The organism is Algoriphagus sanaruensis (assembly GCF_001593605.1).
Classification (GTDB): Bacteria; Bacteroidota; Bacteroidia; order Cytophagales; family Cyclobacteriaceae; genus Algoriphagus; species Algoriphagus sanaruensis.
The window spans coordinates 737,121-753,944 of the sequence record NZ_CP012836.1; the positions used below are offsets into that span (position 1 = coordinate 737,121).

Here is a 16,824-nt window from a genome sequence, read left to right on the forward strand (position 1 = left end):
TTTACGTTTTTGATGATTTGAGTTGTTCTAAAAGACCCGCTAAGGTTGGCTGAAGCGAGGAAGTCGATTCACCAAATTTTTGGGTTAGTTGGACTTCCAACTCTCGAAGGGCACCCAAGGTTTTGGATTGAAGAGATTTTCCGGGATAAGTCAAATGAATGCTCACCGTTCGCTCGTCGACATCCCCTCTTTTACGCTTGAGTAAATTTTGGGCTTCCAGCTTTTTAAGCAAGGGAGTTAATGTGCCAGAATCGAGTTGGAGTTTGGAGCCAAGTTCATGGACTTTTAGTCCATCTTCTTCCCATAGGATAGACAGAACCAAAAACTGTAGATATGTTATCCCTAGGGGATTAAGCTGTAGCTGAATTTGTTGGATCAAAAGTCTTGAGCTGGAATAAAGGAGCTGGGAAAGATGAAGAGTCGGAAATTCGTTAGGATTGATCATAAAAACAGGATTGAATACAATCTACTTGTTTTCAATCCTGTTTGAAAAATTTTTGTGAAGAAATGGGCTAGTTTTTTTATCCACATTGGGATAACCAAATCCTAAATAAACCAATAGGAGTGTTTTGGAGGAATGATTTCCCGCATTTCCGATTCTTAAATCAAAGAGATAGGCCTCTTTGGTACACGTAATGAAGCTTGGAGTTTGCTTCCCAATCATCCTTGAAAACTTGGGCAATAGGATCCCACTTGAGCGGTCTTCGCAGCTGGTGAGCGATATTGCCGATGGTGCAGGCCGAACAAGTGCTGTGCCCAACTTCCACAGGAACGATTGGATCTTTTCTCTTTCGGATACAGTCGATAAAGTCCACATGATGAGCTCCAAAGCTGAAATTTTCTGGTTCTTTTCCTATTTGCAACTCAGCAAGAGAAGTATCATAGTTGCCTCGTGATACTTTGATCCAACCCTTTTCACCCAAAAATTTTACGCCTTGTCTTCCCTCGTCAAATTTGGTAATCAATACTTCCACTCCATTTGCATAACGATAGGTAAGTGGTTGATCACCTGAGGCCGGAATAACTTCAATGGGTCCATTTCGATCCATGCTGAGTCCCCACTGAGCGATGTCGATCATGTGAGCTCCCCAATCGGTCATCAATCCTCCTCCTGTTTCTTGGTACCAGCGCCATGCACCCCAGGCCGATTCATTTTTTTCTGGGTTTAAAGAAATGCCAGGATTCAACAAATCATTGAATGGCAAGGTAGGTATAGGACCAAGCCATTTTTCCCAATTTAATCCGGAAGGAATTGCTTCCTCCGCAAGATCATAGGGTTTTGGGTGGGGATTGTCACCGACATGGACTAGCACTTGTGATATTTTTCCTAGTCGCCCTCGCTGTACATGCATGGCTGCGGTCTGGAAGTTTACAGCGGCCCGTTGCATAGATCCGACTGCCAGAACGACTCCATTTTCTCGAACGGCTTTGACCAACTCCTGACCTTCTTTGATGGTAAAAGTCAAAGGCTTTTCTAGGTAAATATCTTTTTTGGCGCGACAGGCATCTATTGCCATCAAGGCATGCCAATGATCTGGAGAGGCAATTACTACGGCATCGACTTCAGGGTTTGCTAAAAGCTCTCGATAGTCTTCGTATAATTTAGGAGCGACATAGGGCTTTCCGGCCTCAGTAAGATTTTTCTGAACACGTAATGCAAATCGTTCTCTCTTGATGGCATAGACATCCGCCGCCGCAACAGCTTCGACGCCTGGAATCCGCATAAAATTGTTCAATAGCCCCATGGCCTGTCTGCCTACCCCAATGAATCCAAGTCGGACTCGTTCGTGAGCGGGTTGGAATGGAGAAGAATCTGAAGAAGCAAAGGAAAGTCCAGGGATTAAACTGGCACCTGCAGTAGTCAAAAGACTGGTGCTGAGAAATTTTCGTCGAGAGAATGAATTGCCGCTCATGAGGTTATTGGGTTTAGAGAATAATGCACAAAATGTATAATAAATTATCAGAAAGGATCCTGCTTTCGAAATTTCCTCTCGCTATTTTGATAAAAGAAGGATAATTCAAGATGAAAGGCCGGGTTTTGTGACTTTATTCAGTTTTTTTGTTTGAACTCTTTTGGGATCTTTTTCCTTTCTTGTCATAGAAATTTTCTATCAAAATGACCATCCAACAACTGGAATACCTGATCGCAGTGGATAAGCATCGTCACTTTGGACATGCTGCAGAATCCTGCTTTGTGACTCAGCCTACCCTCAGCGCCCAATTGGGAAAATTGGAAAAAGAGCTCGGTGTAATCTTATTTGATCGAAGCAAAATGCCTGTCATTCCAACGGAAATCGGAGTACAGATCATCGCTCAGGCCAAGAAGGTAGTTTCTGAAAGTAGAGGAATTTTAGAGCTGGTAGCTCAGCTTAAAGGAGATATTTCGGGCACCTTGAAAATGGGTATAATTCCTACCCTTGCTCCGTACCTTTTGCATCGCTTTATCCGGAAATTTTTGGATAAATATCCGAATGTCAAGTTGGAGGTTCACGAAATGGTCACCGAGGAGGTAGTCAAAAAGCTTAAGAACGATGAACTCGATTTGGGGATTATTGTGACTCCGTTGGATGAGTCAGGAATTGTCGAAAAACCCATGTTTTACGAAAAGTTTTACGCTTACTTTTCCAAAGGACATCAACTCCTTCGAGAGACTGAAATCACAGCCCAACAACTGAAATCGGATGAGTTATGGATCTTGCAGCAAGGGCATTGTTTCAGAGATCAGGTGATTAGCTTTTGTGATCAGCGAATGGCTGGACATAAAAACTTCCATTATGAAAGTGGTTCTCTTGAGGGGCTGCGCAATATGGTCAATCGATATGAAGGGGTAACACTCCTGCCTGAATTGGCTACTGTAGATTTGTCGGATGAGGAAAAATCAAGACTGCGGCCCTTCAAAGGGACAGCACCCATCCGTGAGGTGAGCATTATTTTGAATCGGAATTTTCTGAAGCAAAAGTTGGTCGAGCTTTTATATAAGGAAATCACCGAAGCTATCCCTCAGGAAATGACTTCCAAGGCTCATGGTAAAGTGGTGAGGTTTAAGTAGGATTTATTTTTTGTGGAGGATATAACGATCTGCCAATTGCCCTTTAATTTTATTTCCTTCTTGATCGAGGTGCCAGATTTGGTTTTCTCCGACCTTGTATTTCCCCGGAGTATCTCCAATCAAACCCAAAAGCTGGATGCTAGAGCCTTCTTCATTCCAAGTAAATTTTCCTGTGAAAATTTCCTCGCGGGCATCATTTAAGCCTAGATAATTGGTCTTCAATTCAAAGCTTTGGTCTGGATTTAAAGTCAGCCATGTTTCTATCCCTTCGCAACTTGCGCATGGAAGGACATTGAAGTAGGTACCTGTCCAATCCAGAGCCGTTTGGGAATTGTCGGGGGACGAAAGAACAGGTTCATTAATCAGGTTTCGGGCTTCCACTTGGGTGTTACCTTCCATTTGATCCTGTTCCTTGTTTTGATGGCAAGCTACAAGGAATACCATAAGTAAAGCTGAGTAGAAATTCCTTTTCATCATTTGAATGTCACCTTTAACGATGGTAAATCAAGGTCTACCTACCTTATACCCCAAATTGAGTAAGATGATGGTCAAGGTGTTTGTAAAACATATTATTCCACTCTAAGGAGCTTAAAGGACCAAAAGACAGGGATTCTTTTCCTTCAAAATGATCTCTGCCTAGTGCAAGGGTATGCTGTAAATAATTAATAAGCCGAGCTTTTTCCTCTTCAAAATTTCTACGGTCCGGAATAATAAAAACAGGAGCCGTCCTAATATTTTTCTTGTATGGGACTTCATTGACCACACCGTTTTTGACAAATGCTTTCAGAAGCAGTCTCATAATCGGATTTGGCTTAGGATGCTTGTTGGTAAATGCCATTTCGTAGGTAACCGAACAATGGGCAAGCATTTGATCCACGGACATTTTTCCCCAAAGTGCTGGGGTATCAGGTTTAAGATGGTTGATCCGATCGATCAATTCAGCGGTAACTTGGGAGTCAAAGATATTTTTCATAGCTGCGGGTTTGACGGAAGTAATTTAGGGAAAAAGGAGAAAAATTTTTGATATAAATAGGTTTATATTGTAAACCTATTTATACTTGTTTCGTTATTGATTTTAAAATCATAAATCATGGAAAAACAATTAAGCAGTTCGGAATCCTTGGCACTGATCACGGAGATGATCCAAAAGGCCAAAAAGGAAGCCGCCGGAGATGGAAGCTTTCAGCTATTGCTCTGGGGCTGGGTAATTACCTTGTGCAATTTTGGGCATTATTTCTTGGCCAAGTCCCGATATGAAATGCCCTATATCGTTTGGTTGGCGGTGATTCCTGCCTTAGGTTGGAGTTTTGCACATGAGTTCAAGAAGCGAAAAGCATCTCGTATCAAGACTCATTTGGATGATTTATTAGGGCAGCTTTGGGTGGCTGTATTTGGAGGAATGGTGATTGTCTTGGCTTTTATGCCGGCCTTAGCGTTTCGACACAATCCTGTCATTTTGCTTTTGGCGGCAGTGGGTGTATTCGTCACCGGAGCGATTATTAAAGACAATTCGGTCAAATTGGGAGGATTGGTTTTGTTCCTGGGTTCGATTATCGGATTTTTGCTGCCTGTTGACGAGCAATATCTCGTAGCGGGCATTGCTATGGTATTCGGCTATTTGGTCCCTGGATATTTATTGAAAAACAAATTTAAAAGTCGTGTTTAAGCCTCTAGATCCTCTCCTTCATTCGCAACTCAGACTTGCGATCATGTCCCTTTTGATCGGGCTGGAGGAGGCTGATTTTACCTTTATCAAAGAAAAAACAGAATCGACAGCGGGTAATCTGAGCGTACAGCTCGACAAGCTGGAGAAAGCAGGGTATATCTCGATCGAAAAATCCTTCAAGGGAAAGCGACCACTTACTACCTGCAAGATTACTTCAACAGGCGTAAAAGCATTTGAGGAGTATGTCGAAAATCTGAAAAACTATATTTCTTAAAAAATTTTCTCATTTAAGTTTATAAAATAAATCAATTTATGTTATGAAAACGCATTCTAGAATTTTCGCTTTTTTAGTAATGGCAACCCTGACGGCCTTGGGATTTCCCCAAGACCTCAAGCGACTCAGCTATCAGGCTTACCTCATCCAGGACAAAAATTCCTGGAAGCAAAATGTGGCACTTGCCACTCAGGCCCATCAGATTCAGCCCAATGAAAGGACTTCTTTTGACCTAGCCCTGATGGAATATGGTCTGCTTAATGTCACGATGGTCGATCAGGATGAGCGCCTATTTGATGCCTATGCGGACGGATTGGAAAAAAGACTTAAAGCCCTGAGTTCATCCCAAACCTACGGGGCTGAGGCTAAGGCGCTACTTTCTTCGCTCCATGGTTACAAAATTGCTTACAATCCGATGAAAGGAATGTTTTTGGGACCAAAGAGCTCAGGTTTACTGGAGGAAGCTTTTGCCCAAGCTCCCAATTCGCCGATCGTACTGAAAATGATGGCAGGGAATAAGTATTTCACTCCGGAAACCTGGGGAGGAGACAAAGACGAAGCACTTGCTCTTTTCCAAAAGTCAAATCAGGCTTTCGAAAAATCCGGAAAGGAGTAGGATTGGATGTATTTGGACAATATGGCTTGGATGGGAATGATCTATCAGGAAAAAGGAAATGAGGCTAAAGCCAAAGAAATCTGGACTCAGGCCGTGAAACTAGAGCCTAACTTTCATTGGGTGGCCAAAGGTCTTCTGGCCAATTTGAATTGAATTAAAGGTTTTACCATCGAAAAAGCAGCGGCCACTGACCGCTGCTTTTTTGGGTTTAGTCTAAAATTATCCGTTCACTTTTTGGATACTTGACCTCATATTGGAAAGAAACCTTTTGCTGGGTTCCAGGAGCCAGGCGTATTTCCCAAGTTATAATTCCAGTTTGGGGGTCTAATTTTCCGCCGCTTAGTTCTCCAGGACTTACACTGATATTGGAATTGACGGATACAGGAATCTGATCCTTGACCAAAAGGGTGATTGCTTGGGATTTGTTGTTTTTTAATGTGATTTCGTATCCCCTACTTTCGGTGATGCTGGATCCGATGGTTCGTTTCTTGGAGAATTGATCTACTTTTTCACGCTGCATTACGATCGAGCGATCACGTCCCATGGAAATTTGAAGTGTATCCTGAAGAGCTGCAGCGTTCAAAAGAGACCTACCAACAAACCCCTCCTCAAAGTACAGATTGCTTTCTCCCTCGAGCAGACTGTATTGACTCCAATCGGTGATTTCGGCTATTAGGAAGGCATCTTTGTCCAATTTTGAGATGGCAGTGTATAGATAATTTGCTGGGATATCATAGGTTTTTAGATCTACCAAAGTTCGTTCTCCATTGGTTTTGATCGAATATGGCTCAGCTACCTCTATTTCCACAGTGGTTTGATTTTCGACAAAGGAAGTAAGCAATGGCGTTGCTTCAAGTTCTCTTTTACTTCTTACATTCACTCCGGCTACACGTCCCTGAAGAGATCGATCCATGGAGTTAGAGTAACCAGCCACCACTACCTCTTGAAGCATTGAAACATCCTCTTGCATACTCACACTGATGGTAGATCTTCCTTGAATAGGTACTTCTTGCGTAGAGAAACCAACAAATGAATAAACAAGACTTTGGGAAGAAGGTGGGATAGTGATCGAATATCTGCCGTCCAAATCTGTAGCAGTACCAATTGTGGTTCCTTTTACCAAGACTGTGGCTCCTGGTATAGGTTCTCCATTTGAGTCTAGGACCACTCCGCTTACTTGGCCTGGTACAGGAGGTAATGCAAATTTATTTACTGTAGTAAAACGTGCATAGTTCAGTTCCCACTTTTCAAGTAATGGAGCCTGTCCACTTTGGTTGGGATTAGCATTTGAAAAGCGCAGCTTCACATTTTTCCAATCCACACCCGTGTTTTGATATACTTCCGCTTTATAAGTGATTTTAAGAGGATCGTTGATGGTTTTTACTCGGACATCATACTTGGGATACCAGCCGGCATTAGCTACGAGGTAGTTGATTTGAAAGCTACCCGTCCCCGAAGATGAAGCTTTAACTCGGATGCGGATTTCTGAAGTTGATTTGTTTTGGCTTTCACGCATGGCGCTGATTTGATTTCGCAAGCGCTCTAGTTCCCTTTCGTTTTCTGCGATCTTGGACTTTATCTGAAGTTCCTCATTGGTGATTTTGGTGAGTTCGCTGTCAAAAAAATCTAAAGCTGTTTTCAACTCCGCCATGGATGGACCGGTTTGACTGCCGCCGAGGTCTTTGTTGGCAGAGAGTAAACTTGCCTTGTTAGATAAAACCTGAAGTCTGTTTTGAGCCAAGGTTTGAGACTTTTGAATAGTCCCAATCTGATTTTCTAGTTCTTTTACTTTTTCGCCCTGCTCATTTTCACTCAAATAATCCAGTCTTTTATTAACAGCCTGAATAGTGAAATTACCCTGAGCTTTTACTTGAATGCTTTTTTCGTCAAGGTATGGCGAAAGGCCTTTAAGTACTACGATAGACTCCCCAGCTGGAATTTGGCCAGAGGCTGTTTCAAAAACCTGAGCTCCTGAAAGGAACAATGTAATATCCTTTATTTGGCTTTTCAAAGGCGTCTCTTTGATCTCCTGACTGAGTCCTTTGAAAACAAAAACCAATAGGAAAGCGGGAAAAATTAGTCGTTTCATGGCAAAATCATTTAGCTTAGAAACAACGAATATTTTGAGTAAAAGGCAACAGCTCATCATAAAATCTGTCAAAAATTCCAGTTTTTGCAGTTGGGTCACTCGACGTTGATTAGTTTTGTTGGGAAGTCCAATTGGTATTAAAAAGGCTCATGGAGCCTACTGATGAATTAAATTTTATTAAACAAGCACTAAACTTTATGACTCTTTTTCAAAGTATCCTCATTGCCATAATTGAAGGTCTAACTGAGTTTTTACCGATTTCTTCCACCGGACATATGATTTTGGCTTCGGCGGCGATGGGTATCCACGAGGATGAATTTGTGAAAACCTTCGAGGTTTTTATTCAGCTTGGGGCGATTTTGGCCATAGCACTCATGTATATCAAGCGGTTTTTCCGCAGCCTGAATATTTACTTTAAGCTTTTTGCTGCATTCTTGCCCACTGCAGTCATCGGACTTTTGGCCTATGATTTTATCAAAGGCTACCTGTTTAATCCCATCGTAGTCTCTGTTTCCTTGATCTTGGGAGGTGTGATTTTGATTTTGATTGACAAAAAAGTAGTCAATCAAGAAACCTCACTGAAGGAGGTCGAGGATATTTCTTACAAAAACGCCTTCTTTATCGGCCTATGTCAGTGTCTTTCGATGGTACCCGGTACCTCCCGAGCCGCAGCTACTATTATTGGAGGTGTTTTTAATGGATTGGATAAAAAGCAGGCGACTGAGTTTTCTTTCCTTTTGGCGGTACCTACCATGATGGCGGCTGGAGGATATGACCTCATTAAGTCAGATTTAGCGTTTACTTCTGAGCAACTTTCCATGTTGGCGATAGGATTTGGAGTAGCTTTTGTCTCGGCTTGGTTTGCAGTGAAACTGTTTTTAAAATATGTTTCCAATCATGGATTTACCGCTTTCGGTTGGTATCGGATTGTGTTGGGGATTGTATTTTTGATCTTGATGTGGGGGGCTGATTTGGGCTAATCCAATGAAATAGCCAAAAAGATTCTTAAGGAATTATAGTAATAAAAAGTAAAACCAAATTGAAACAAAAAGGCCCAGTAGCGATACTGGGCCTTTTTGTTTTCCTAGGAATAGATGATTTATTTTCCTTTTTCTCCAATAGAGATCATAGCGCAGCGGAAACCAATATGGTTGGTAGCTGAATCTTGATGCATAAATCGACGAGTACCAGGAGCTAACCAATAAGCCACATCTCTCCAAGATCCTCCTTTGTACACTCTCATTTCGTCAGTGAATAAGGAAGTCTCATAGTTATCCTCATCATCATACACGCCATCCCTTCTCAACGGATTCAAATCATCCGCATCTTGATAAGTCATTGGACGATACACGTCATACACCCATTCGTTCATGTTTCCAGCCATGTGGTACAAACCAAAATCATTGGGAGCCATGTCGTAAACGTTGGTAGGAAGGATTTCACCGTCATTTCGCTGATTTCCAGAAATACCGGCGTAATCACCACGACCTCGTTTGAAGTTGGCCAAAAAGTCACCTTGCTTTCCTTTTCGCTTCACATTGTATGGATTTCGAATCCCTCTACCATCCCATGGATATATTCTTCCGTATTCTTGGTTTTCGTCTAGGTATTGAGTTCCAATCATTGCCTTAGCAGCATATTCCCATTCTGCTTCATTCGGTAGTCTGAATTCTGCAAGAGCTACGCCTCGTTCAATCAATTGGTTTTTGGTCATAGTAGAGTCAAGTTCTCTTTCCTTTTTGATCAAATCCTGAACGTACTCAGTTCTCCACGTTGCGTATGCTTTTGCTTGGGTCCAAGAGACACCAGCTACTGGATAAAAATTAAATCCAGGGAATCTGAAATAATAGGATTGATATAAATCATTGAAAGACATAGCACCTGACCAAACATTTTCAGAAGGCTCCAATTTCAATACAGAGTCCGCGCTTACTCGCTTTCTCATATCGAAAAGGAATTCTCTATAGTCGTTATTGGTCATTTCTGTTTCATCCATGTAGAATGAAGCAATGGATACGGTTCTTTCCAAGTTATCTCTGAAAGCCATAATATCCTCCTCTTGCGACCCTAAAACGGTACGACCGCCTTGGATAAACTTCAAGTTTGGACCTGGAATTTGTTCTGCATTTCGAGAGACGAAAAATTGGGTGGTATCTTTCTCATCAAAAGAAAAATCTGCCCCAGTAGTTGCACTTCGCTTTCCTGGATCTCCGGCAGTTCGTCGGCCATAACCAGGGGTTTTTTGGCAGGAAGAAAGCAATGATATTGAAACCAGTGCTAGGGCACTTGCCCACATTCCCAAGGAATTTTTGCTTAGACGCATAGTATCTAACGTTTTTTCAAATTCAAGCTATAAATATAGAGGCATTGGTAGCTTAATACCAATTTGGCTTTTATTGTTTATCCACCAAGTATGATCCCTTAGCATCAAAAACGCCTAAAACCGACAAAATTGATTGAGCAAATTGCAATATTTATGCCAGTTAATTTTTTCAATTTTTCATCTCTTCGAGCAATTTTTGAGCCTTTTGAATGCGTTGGACTTCCTCGACTGTCAGAATTAAACGATTCTTGTGCTCTTTTATTTTGCAGGTCTTAGGATGGACTTGAGCAAACTTCATAATCTGCCCGAATACTGGGGAAGAATAGAAATCATCTCTATTGGAAGGTAAAAGGTAGCACTTCATCTGCTTGTTTTTCAACACAAGCTTCTCAATTCCAAGTGTTTCTGCGACCCAACGTAAACGAACAGTCTCCATTAAGTCTTCCACTGTCTTGGGAATTGGACCAAATCGATCTTGAAGCATTTGAGAGAATTTAGCCAATTCCTCCTCGTTTTTAATGCTGTCCAGCTTGGAATAAAGGCCTAATCGCTCGCTGATATTGGAAACATATTCCTCTGGAATTAACAATTCCAAGTCGGTTTCTATGGTACAATCTTGGACTAAAACCTTTACTTTTTCTTTCAGATCTGTTTCAAAAAGGGCTGCAAATTCAGTTTCCTTAAGTTCTTGAACAGCCTCATCCAAGATTTTATGGTACATCTCAAATCCAAGATCTGTTATAAAACCGCTTTGCTCCGCACCCAAAAGATTTCCTGCACCCCGAATGTCTAGATCTTTCATCGCTACTTTAAATCCATCTCCTAAGTCAGAGAATTCTTCTAAAGTTTGTAGCCTTTTTCTAGCTTCTGGAGTCAAGCCAGACATAGGAGGAGTGAGTAAGTAGCAAAATGCCTTCTTGTTACTTCGTCCCACTCGGCCTCGCATTTGATGAAGATCACTCAAGCCAAACATGTGCGCACGGTTGATGATGATGGTATTGGCATTGGGGATATCGAGACCTGATTCGATGATATTGGTGGAGACGAGCACATCGTATTCGTGATTGATGAAGTCAACCATGATGTTTTCCAGCTTTTTGCCGTCCATTTGTCCATGTGCGCCGATTACACGGGAATCAGGCACGAGCTTTTTGATCAAATTTGCAATGCTGTCAATTTCACCCACTCGGTTATGGACAAAGAAAACTTGACCTCCTCTTCGGAGTTCATAAGCCACTGCGTCTCTGATCACTTCTTCTTGGAAAGTTTGTACTTCAGTAGTTACTGGCTGTCTGTTAGGAGGCGGAGTAGAAATGACGGACAAGTCTCTAGCTCCCATCAGTGAGAAGTGAAGTGTACGAGGAATAGGAGTCGCTGTAAGGGTCAAGACATCCACATTCACCCGAATGTTTTTTAATTGATCCTTGACCTTAACGCCAAATTTCTGCTCTTCGTCTATGATCAAAAGTCCTAAATCTTTGAATTCAAGGTCTTTGCCAACAATCTTGTGTGTCCCTACCAGAATGTCAATTTCCCCGCTTTTCACCTGCTCTTTGATGATTTTCAAATCTTTGGCAGAACGGAAGCGGTTGATATAATCCACCTTTACTGGAAAATTACTTAGCCTTTCCTTAAAGGTCTGATAGTGTTGCATGGCCAAAATGGTGGTAGGCACCAAGACTGCCACTTGTTTCCGGTCATTGACTGCTTTGAATGCGGCTCTTACCGCTACTTCAGTCTTCCCAAAACCTACATCTCCACAAACCAAGCGGTCCATGGGATAACTTTTTTCCATATCGGATTTGACATCTGATGTGGAGGATGCTTGGTCAGGGGTATCTTCATAGATAAAAGAAGATTCTAATTCCACTTGTAAAACTGAGTCTGGGGAAAATGCAAATCCAGGAGCTCCTCTTCGTTTTGCATACAAAGCGATCAAGTCCTTGGCAATGTCTTTGACTTGTTTTTTTACCCTCGACTTTTTGTTTTCCCAATCAGGCGATCCCAATTTAGACATCGATGGAACTTGTCCTTCCTGTCCAGAGTATTTGGAGATCTTGTGGAGGGCGTGAATGTTGACGTATAAAAGATCATCGTCTCGAAAGATGAGTCGCACAGCTTCCTGCATTTTGCCTCCCACATCGACTTTTTCGAGACCAGCAAATCTACCCACTCCATAATCCACGTGGACAATGTAATCCCCAGGGTGAAGTGACTTCAGTTCTTTAATGGTTAGGGCTTTAGATTTACTTGCCTTCGTGCGGGTTTTGTAACGATGAAATCGCTCAAAAAGCTGGTGATCGGTATAGCAGGCAAGTTTCAGATTGCGATCCACAAATCCTTCCCGTAAGCCAATTCGGAGTGTTTGTACTTGAAGGGTTGGATCTAGTTCTTGGAATATTCCCAGAAGGCGGTCGATTTGCTTTTCATTTTCAGCCGTAACCAAATTGGTAATTCCTTGCTTCTCGTTGGAAGAAAGGTTTTCGACCAAAAGATCAAAGTTCTTATTGAAAGAAGGTTGTGGCTGGCTATCCCAGGAGATTTTTACCGTGTTTTTGAGGTAAAATTGTCTTCCAAATTCGATGATCCTGGCAGATTTCAGCTCCTTTGCAAACACTATCCCACTGTCAAATAGGTGCTCAGGTTGTAATAAAAGCTTTTCCGTTTGAGTCTGTTTGACGATTTGATCAAAGGCTTGCTGCGCCTTGTGGAAGCATTCATCCATCACATCCAAGGTGAGCTGATAGTCTTTGATCCAAATTTTCGCTTCGGAAGGAAGAAAGCTTAATAGCGATTTACGCTCCTCTTTCAAAAGCTTGGTTTGTACGTTCGGAACTAATGAAATTTCATCAACTGTAGCAATGGAGAGCTGACTTTCCGGATCAAATGTCCGGATGCTTTCAATCTCTTTTCCAAATAATTCCAGGCGATAAGGATGCTCATGACTGTAAGAAAATACATCCAGAATCCCTCCTCGAATGGCAAATTGTCCGGGCTCGTAGACGAAATCTGTTCGCTCAAAATCGTAGCTACTCAGCAATTCGGACACGAATTCCATATCCACTGATTCCCCAACTTTGGCACTGAAGGTATTTTCGACCAAAGACCTTTTGTTGATTACTTTTTCGTACAGGGCCTCCGGATAGGTGATGACGATAAGCGGCTTATTTTTTTGTTCTACCAATCGATTGAGCATTTCTGCTCGTATGAGGATGTTCGCATTATCGATTTCATCATATTGATAAGGTCGCTTGTAGCTACCCGGAAAGATCAAATATTCCTCGGTGCCCAGAAGGTTTTGAATGTCTGAATTGAGATAGGCAGCCTCTTCCCGATCTTGGGCGATAATCAGATGTGTACCTCCGAATTTTTCAAACAAGGAGCAAAACAAGACCATGTCCAAGCTCCCAGAAAGGCCTTTGATGGCTAGATTCTCCCCATTTGCCTGATTGAGCTGGAGAGATAAAGTCTGGAAGATAGGATCAGATTGGTAAATATGTAGAAGAGCAATTCTGTCCAAAACGGGAAGGAATTAATAGGTAGAATACGTGGATGATTTGTAAAAGCCTCTTTACTAGAAGTGAGTTTTTTTCAACTTTTCTAGCTGGTAAAGTTAGCTGATTTTGGCCTAAACAAGAGATTTGACCAATTTTTGAACCAAGGCACTGGTAAAATGTTTTGAACAAGGCAAGCCCCTGCTGATGCTACTAGCTGTGCAGGGTAAATTGATGATTCTATCCAAAAAGATGAAAGGACAATCTCAACGAACCGATAAAACTTGGCTTCAACGGCTGGAAAGCCTTCATCCCTATGAAACCCTTCTTTATCTGGCCATGATCGGGAGTGGCTTGATCTTCCTTTTTTTGGTGGTTGCCTTTATTTCTTCTGGATTACATCAATTGGAAGGCTTGAATCATAGGATGCCGAATGCTTTTTTGATATCGACCTTATTGCTGATTTTATCCGGATATACAGCCACAAAAATGAGACTCTATTACCAGGAAGAAGATATCCCCAAATTGGAATCATCGCTGCGAAATACGTTTTGGCTTGGTTTGGCCTTCACCGTGCTACAAATCGCCGGATGGAAAGAGCTTGGAGACATGGGCATCCGTTTTACTGGAATTCCAAGTGGAAGTTTTCTTTATGTACTTTCAGGAATACATGTCCTACACCTTGTAGGAGCCATGGTTTTTGCATTGCTGTTGTTAATGCAATTGCGGAAAACCCAAGACGACGGTGTGCAAAAACTTCTTTTGGTTACCAATCCATATGAAAAAATGCGAATAAGGCTATTCACCGTGTATTGGCATTTTATGGATGCAGTTTGGTTGGTTTTGTTTTTACTCTTTATTCTTAGCTTCTGATGAGATTAAACTTTGAAACTCGAGTTGATTCGAATGTTTCTTCCGTGAAGGAAGGCTTTAATGAAGCGCTATTCAAAAAACTTGCACCCCCGTTTCCTCCAGTTCGAGTGAAGAGATTTGATGGGTGCTCCAAGGGTGATTTGGTTTCTTTGGAATTGAACTTTTTACTATTTCGTCAACTATGGGTAAGCGAAATAACCGAGGATTCGACGGATGAAAACGAATTCTATTTTGTGGATGAAGGTATTCAGCTCCCTTTTTTCCTGAAAACTTGGAGCCATAAACACCGAATTATCCGGCAGGGCAATGGAGCTATCATTCGGGACGAAATATCTTACACAGGCCCGTTTAGGGTATTGACTTGGTTGTTATATCCGACCCTTTGGCTCCAATTCGCATATCGAAAGCCGATCTACCGGAAGGTTTTTAAGAATGGGTAGGTAAATTTTCGCAGTTGAGGACTTTGCAGTCACCGTAAAGAACCAAAGAATGACTGGTGATGTAGGACTGAAATTCCCTTCCCATTGCCTCTTTGATTTCATTGATTTTGGGATCAGAAAACTCTCGGATTTTTCGACATTGATTACATACATGGTGGTCATGATGCTTGTAAGTCAGTGCTTGTTCATAAAGAGCGACTTTATCTTTGAATTGATGTTTTACCGCCAAGCCACTATCGACTAATAGGTCCAAGGTATTGTAAATCGTTGCTCGACTGATGGTGTAACCTTTGTTTCGCATTTTCAGAAAAAGCCCTTCCACATCGATGTGTTCGTCTTCTGGAAGTGCATATAATTCATCAATTACCGAAAAGCGCTCAGGGGTTTTTCGACTTCCTTGTTTGAGTAGATAGTTTTCAAAAATCTTTTTTGCTTTTTGAATCAGTGCTTGGTCTGCCATAAGAATATCTCCTTGTATAGCTAAAGATGAAAGTTTCCGGATTTTTTGACAAAAGACCTTGGTAATTCTCAGCTTATTTGGTTCGAGTCTAAATTGATAAATAGACTCTGGATACAAAAAAATTGAAAGTCCCAAAGAAGTATTTGGCTTTTTTCGAGAACGCCTTTGCGTAAAATCCGTTATCTTTTTGGGACTTCCGAAGGGTGATTTATGATGAATTGGAACAGGTTCATGCTTCTTTTTTTCTTGTTTGCCACCACCGCAAGCTGGGGGCAAGTACCTGGATTTTTTCTTAAGGATGATGTAAAAAAAGCTCGGATTCCATTCTATTCTTCCAATAGCTTGATAATTGTTCCCCTTTCGATCAATGGAAATGAAAAGATCAATTTTCTGATTGATACGGGAGTTAGATCCAATATTCTATTCAGTAAAAAGCTGGGAGATGCCTTGGGATTGGACTATACCCGAAGACTTAACATTATTGGTGCAGACGGAACTACCGGGATATGGGCTCAGGTGTCTCCAGTCAATACGTTGGACCTTGGACCAGTGCAGGGCCAGCTTCAGAGCCTGTTGGTTTTAGAGGAGGATTTCTTTGAGTTGGAATCGGTGATCGGTGTCCCGGTTTATGGAATTATTGGCCATGATTTTTTCAAATACAATCCTGTAAAAATCAATTATGATGAGGGGTTTTTGGAATTTTATCAATCCGATAAATTGAAATGGAGACCACCTTTATTCAAAAAGTTAACCTTGTCCGTTGAAGACAGCAAAGCCTATGTGCAAGCTAAAGTCAAGCAAAAAGACGGCTCAAAACTCGATGCGAAGCTCCTGATCGATACTGGAGCTAATCATGGTCTACTACTCAACCGAGAAACATCGACGGACATCATCCTTCCGGAGCTTTTTATCGAATCAGAACTTGGGCAGTCCTTGGGTGGCGTTTTGTATGGATTTATGGGAAGGGTTGAGGCTTTAAATTTTAAATCAATGTCTCTTAAAAAAGTGCTGACGTCATTTCCTGAAGAAAATAACTTTAGCGAAGTGATCAAAGCAACCGGACGAAAGGGAAGCCTTGGTTCGGAAGTCCTTGGAAGGATGCGGATTATTTTGGACTATCCCAGAGAGCGAATGTTGGTCAAGCGAGGGGAGACCTTTTACCAGCCTTTCGAATTTGACATGAGCGGGATGAATATCAAGAAAACTCCTACAGATGAAATTAGAATCTATGTAAGCGATGTCAGACCCGGGTCAGCAGCCTATAAAGTCGGGATTTTGCCATTTGATGAGATTTTGTCCATCAATAAAGTTCCGGTTTTTCTTTGGGAACTTCCAGATGTCTTTAAGCTGATGCGATCTGAAGAGGGAAGGGAGATTGTCCTGGAAATGAGGCGCTATATCAATAATGACCTCACGAATTACAGTGATTATACGGTCAGTATTTTCCTTAAAAAGCAGATCTAAAGTCCCTTTTGCCAAAAGATAATTTGGTTACCTTTGATCGGACATACAACATATCTATCGGAAATTCCGTGTATGT

Annotated in this window: 17 protein-coding genes; 9 read left to right on the forward strand and 8 right to left on the reverse strand. The window is 41.7% G+C overall.

Annotated features, from left to right (window positions below; all coding sequences use genetic code 11):
* Window position 1: 1 nt before the first annotated feature.
* Both AO498_RS03240 and AO498_RS03245 read right to left on the reverse strand, forming a co-directional pair.
* Complete coding sequence (locus AO498_RS03240) at window positions 2-445, reverse strand: MarR family winged helix-turn-helix transcriptional regulator (RefSeq protein ID WP_067543714.1); 444 nt, start codon at window positions 443-445, stop codon at window positions 2-4.
* A 160-nt stretch (window positions 446-605) separates the two neighbouring features.
* Entirely contained in the window at window positions 606-1,913 is a 1,308-nt protein-coding gene (locus AO498_RS03245; protein ID WP_067543716.1) for a Gfo/Idh/MocA family protein, read from the reverse strand.
* Window positions 1,914-2,116: 203 nt separating this feature from the next.
* Here AO498_RS03245 and AO498_RS03250 point away from each other — a divergent pair, with 203 nt between their 5' ends.
* Complete coding sequence (locus AO498_RS03250) at window positions 2,117-3,049, forward strand: hydrogen peroxide-inducible genes activator (RefSeq protein ID WP_067543718.1); 933 nt, start codon at window positions 2,117-2,119, stop codon at window positions 3,047-3,049.
* Window positions 3,050-3,052: 3 nt separating this feature from the next.
* Here the strand turns inward: AO498_RS03250 and AO498_RS03255 are convergent, their stop codons facing one another.
* Together AO498_RS03255 and AO498_RS03260 are read right to left on the reverse strand one after the other, a co-directional pair.
* A complete protein-coding gene (locus AO498_RS03255; RefSeq protein WP_102135906.1) occupies window positions 3,053-3,493 on the reverse strand; it encodes a copper resistance protein NlpE in 441 nt (146 codons plus the stop codon).
* A 76-nt stretch (window positions 3,494-3,569) separates the two neighbouring features.
* Window positions 3,570-4,022 (reverse strand): DUF1569 domain-containing protein, encoded by a 453-nt coding sequence (locus AO498_RS03260; protein WP_067543722.1) that lies wholly within the window; start codon window positions 4,020-4,022, stop codon window positions 3,570-3,572.
* Between the two features lie 117 nt (window positions 4,023-4,139).
* Here AO498_RS03260 and AO498_RS03265 point away from each other — a divergent pair, with 117 nt between their 5' ends.
* The 4 genes from AO498_RS03265 to AO498_RS17180 are packed head-to-tail and all read left to right on the forward strand — an operon-like array spanning window position 4,140 to window position 5,758.
* A complete protein-coding gene (locus tag AO498_RS03265) occupies window positions 4,140-4,715 on the forward strand; it encodes a hypothetical protein (RefSeq protein ID WP_067543724.1) in 576 nt (191 codons plus the stop codon).
* Window positions 4,708-4,989, forward strand: coding sequence for a winged helix-turn-helix domain-containing protein (locus AO498_RS03270; protein WP_067543727.1), 282 nt, complete (start codon window positions 4,708-4,710; stop codon window positions 4,987-4,989). The genes AO498_RS03265 and AO498_RS03270 overlap by 8 nt, the downstream gene beginning before the upstream one ends.
* Before the next feature lie 43 nt (window positions 4,990-5,032).
* Window positions 5,033-5,605: a hypothetical protein gene (locus tag AO498_RS03275; protein WP_067543728.1), complete on the forward strand. Its 573-nt coding sequence runs from the start codon at window positions 5,033-5,035 to the stop codon at window positions 5,603-5,605.
* 6 nt (window positions 5,606-5,611) lie between these two features.
* Entirely contained in the window at window positions 5,612-5,758 is a 147-nt protein-coding gene (locus AO498_RS17180) for a hypothetical protein (protein ID WP_157883964.1), read from the forward strand.
* 55 nt (window positions 5,759-5,813) lie between these two features.
* Here the strand turns inward: AO498_RS17180 and AO498_RS03280 are convergent, their stop codons facing one another.
* Window positions 5,814-7,694: a DUF4139 domain-containing protein gene (locus AO498_RS03280; protein WP_067543730.1), complete on the reverse strand. Its 1,881-nt coding sequence runs from the start codon at window positions 7,692-7,694 to the stop codon at window positions 5,814-5,816.
* 197 nt (window positions 7,695-7,891) lie between these two features.
* Here AO498_RS03280 and AO498_RS03285 point away from each other — a divergent pair, with 197 nt between their 5' ends.
* On the forward strand, window positions 7,892-8,674 hold the full coding sequence (locus AO498_RS03285) for an undecaprenyl-diphosphate phosphatase (RefSeq protein ID WP_067550215.1): 783 nt from the start codon (window positions 7,892-7,894) through the stop codon (window positions 8,672-8,674).
* A gap of 119 nt (window positions 8,675-8,793) precedes the next feature.
* Here the strand turns inward: AO498_RS03285 and gldJ are convergent, their stop codons facing one another.
* Together gldJ and mfd are read right to left on the reverse strand one after the other, a co-directional pair.
* Window positions 8,794-10,017: a gliding motility lipoprotein GldJ gene (gene gldJ, locus AO498_RS03290; protein WP_067543732.1), complete on the reverse strand. Its 1,224-nt coding sequence runs from the start codon at window positions 10,015-10,017 to the stop codon at window positions 8,794-8,796.
* 169 nt (window positions 10,018-10,186) lie between these two features.
* Window positions 10,187-13,537: a transcription-repair coupling factor gene (gene mfd / locus AO498_RS03295; RefSeq protein ID WP_067543734.1), complete on the reverse strand. Its 3,351-nt coding sequence runs from the start codon at window positions 13,535-13,537 to the stop codon at window positions 10,187-10,189.
* Window positions 13,538-13,718: 181 nt separating this feature from the next.
* On the opposite strand from mfd, the gene AO498_RS03300 reads away from it, so the two are divergent.
* Together AO498_RS03300 and AO498_RS03305 are read left to right on the forward strand one after the other, a co-directional pair.
* Window positions 13,719-14,384, forward strand: a complete 666-nt coding sequence (locus tag AO498_RS03300) for a cytochrome c oxidase subunit 3 (protein ID WP_236778631.1) — start codon at window positions 13,719-13,721, stop codon at window positions 14,382-14,384.
* Window positions 14,384-14,824 carry an SRPBCC family protein gene (locus AO498_RS03305; RefSeq protein ID WP_067543736.1) on the forward strand — a complete coding sequence of 147 codons (441 nt, stop codon included), beginning with the start codon at window positions 14,384-14,386 and terminating at the stop codon, window positions 14,822-14,824. The genes AO498_RS03300 and AO498_RS03305 overlap by 1 nt, the downstream gene beginning before the upstream one ends.
* On the opposite strand, the gene AO498_RS03310 is transcribed toward AO498_RS03305, so the two are convergent.
* Complete coding sequence (locus AO498_RS03310) at window positions 14,811-15,284, reverse strand: Fur family transcriptional regulator (protein ID WP_067550219.1); 474 nt, start codon at window positions 15,282-15,284, stop codon at window positions 14,811-14,813. The genes AO498_RS03305 and AO498_RS03310 overlap by 14 nt on opposite strands.
* A 231-nt stretch (window positions 15,285-15,515) precedes the next feature.
* Between AO498_RS03310 and AO498_RS03315 the strand changes: the two genes are divergently transcribed.
* Window positions 15,516-16,748, forward strand: coding sequence for an aspartyl protease family protein (locus tag AO498_RS03315; RefSeq protein WP_236778632.1), 1,233 nt, complete (start codon window positions 15,516-15,518; stop codon window positions 16,746-16,748).
* The last annotated feature ends 76 nt before the right edge of the window (window positions 16,749-16,824 follow it).

Coding starts and splice junctions, on each gene's coding strand:
- AO498_RS03240 (WP_067543714.1), bottom strand. CDS start 445: ATGATCAATCCTAACGAATTTCCGACTCTTCATCTTTCCCAGCTCCTT.
- AO498_RS03245 (WP_067543716.1), bottom strand. CDS start 1,913: ATGAGCGGCAATTCATTCTCTCGACGAAAATTTCTCAGCACCAGTCTT.
- AO498_RS03250 (WP_067543718.1), top strand. CDS start 2,117: ATGACCATCCAACAACTGGAATACCTGATCGCAGTGGATAAGCATCGT.
- AO498_RS03255 (WP_102135906.1), bottom strand. CDS start 3,493: ATGGTATTCCTTGTAGCTTGCCATCAAAACAAGGAACAGGATCAAATG.
- AO498_RS03260 (WP_067543722.1), bottom strand. CDS start 4,022: ATGAAAAATATCTTTGACTCCCAAGTTACCGCTGAATTGATCGATCGG.
- AO498_RS03265 (WP_067543724.1), top strand. CDS start 4,140: ATGGAAAAACAATTAAGCAGTTCGGAATCCTTGGCACTGATCACGGAG.
- AO498_RS03275 (WP_067543728.1), top strand. CDS start 5,033: ATGAAAACGCATTCTAGAATTTTCGCTTTTTTAGTAATGGCAACCCTG.
- AO498_RS17180 (WP_157883964.1), top strand. CDS start 5,612: ATGTATTTGGACAATATGGCTTGGATGGGAATGATCTATCAGGAAAAA.
- AO498_RS03280 (WP_067543730.1), bottom strand. CDS start 7,694: ATGAAACGACTAATTTTTCCCGCTTTCCTATTGGTTTTTGTTTTCAAA.
- AO498_RS03285 (WP_067550215.1), top strand. CDS start 7,892: ATGACTCTTTTTCAAAGTATCCTCATTGCCATAATTGAAGGTCTAACT.
- gldJ (WP_067543732.1), bottom strand. CDS start 10,017: ATGCGTCTAAGCAAAAATTCCTTGGGAATGTGGGCAAGTGCCCTAGCA.
- AO498_RS03300 (WP_236778631.1), top strand. CDS start 13,719: ATGCTACTAGCTGTGCAGGGTAAATTGATGATTCTATCCAAAAAGATG.
- AO498_RS03305 (WP_067543736.1), top strand. CDS start 14,384: ATGAGATTAAACTTTGAAACTCGAGTTGATTCGAATGTTTCTTCCGTG.
- AO498_RS03310 (WP_067550219.1), bottom strand. CDS start 15,284: ATGGCAGACCAAGCACTGATTCAAAAAGCAAAAAAGATTTTTGAAAAC.
- AO498_RS03315 (WP_236778632.1), top strand. CDS start 15,516: ATGCTTCTTTTTTTCTTGTTTGCCACCACCGCAAGCTGGGGGCAAGTA.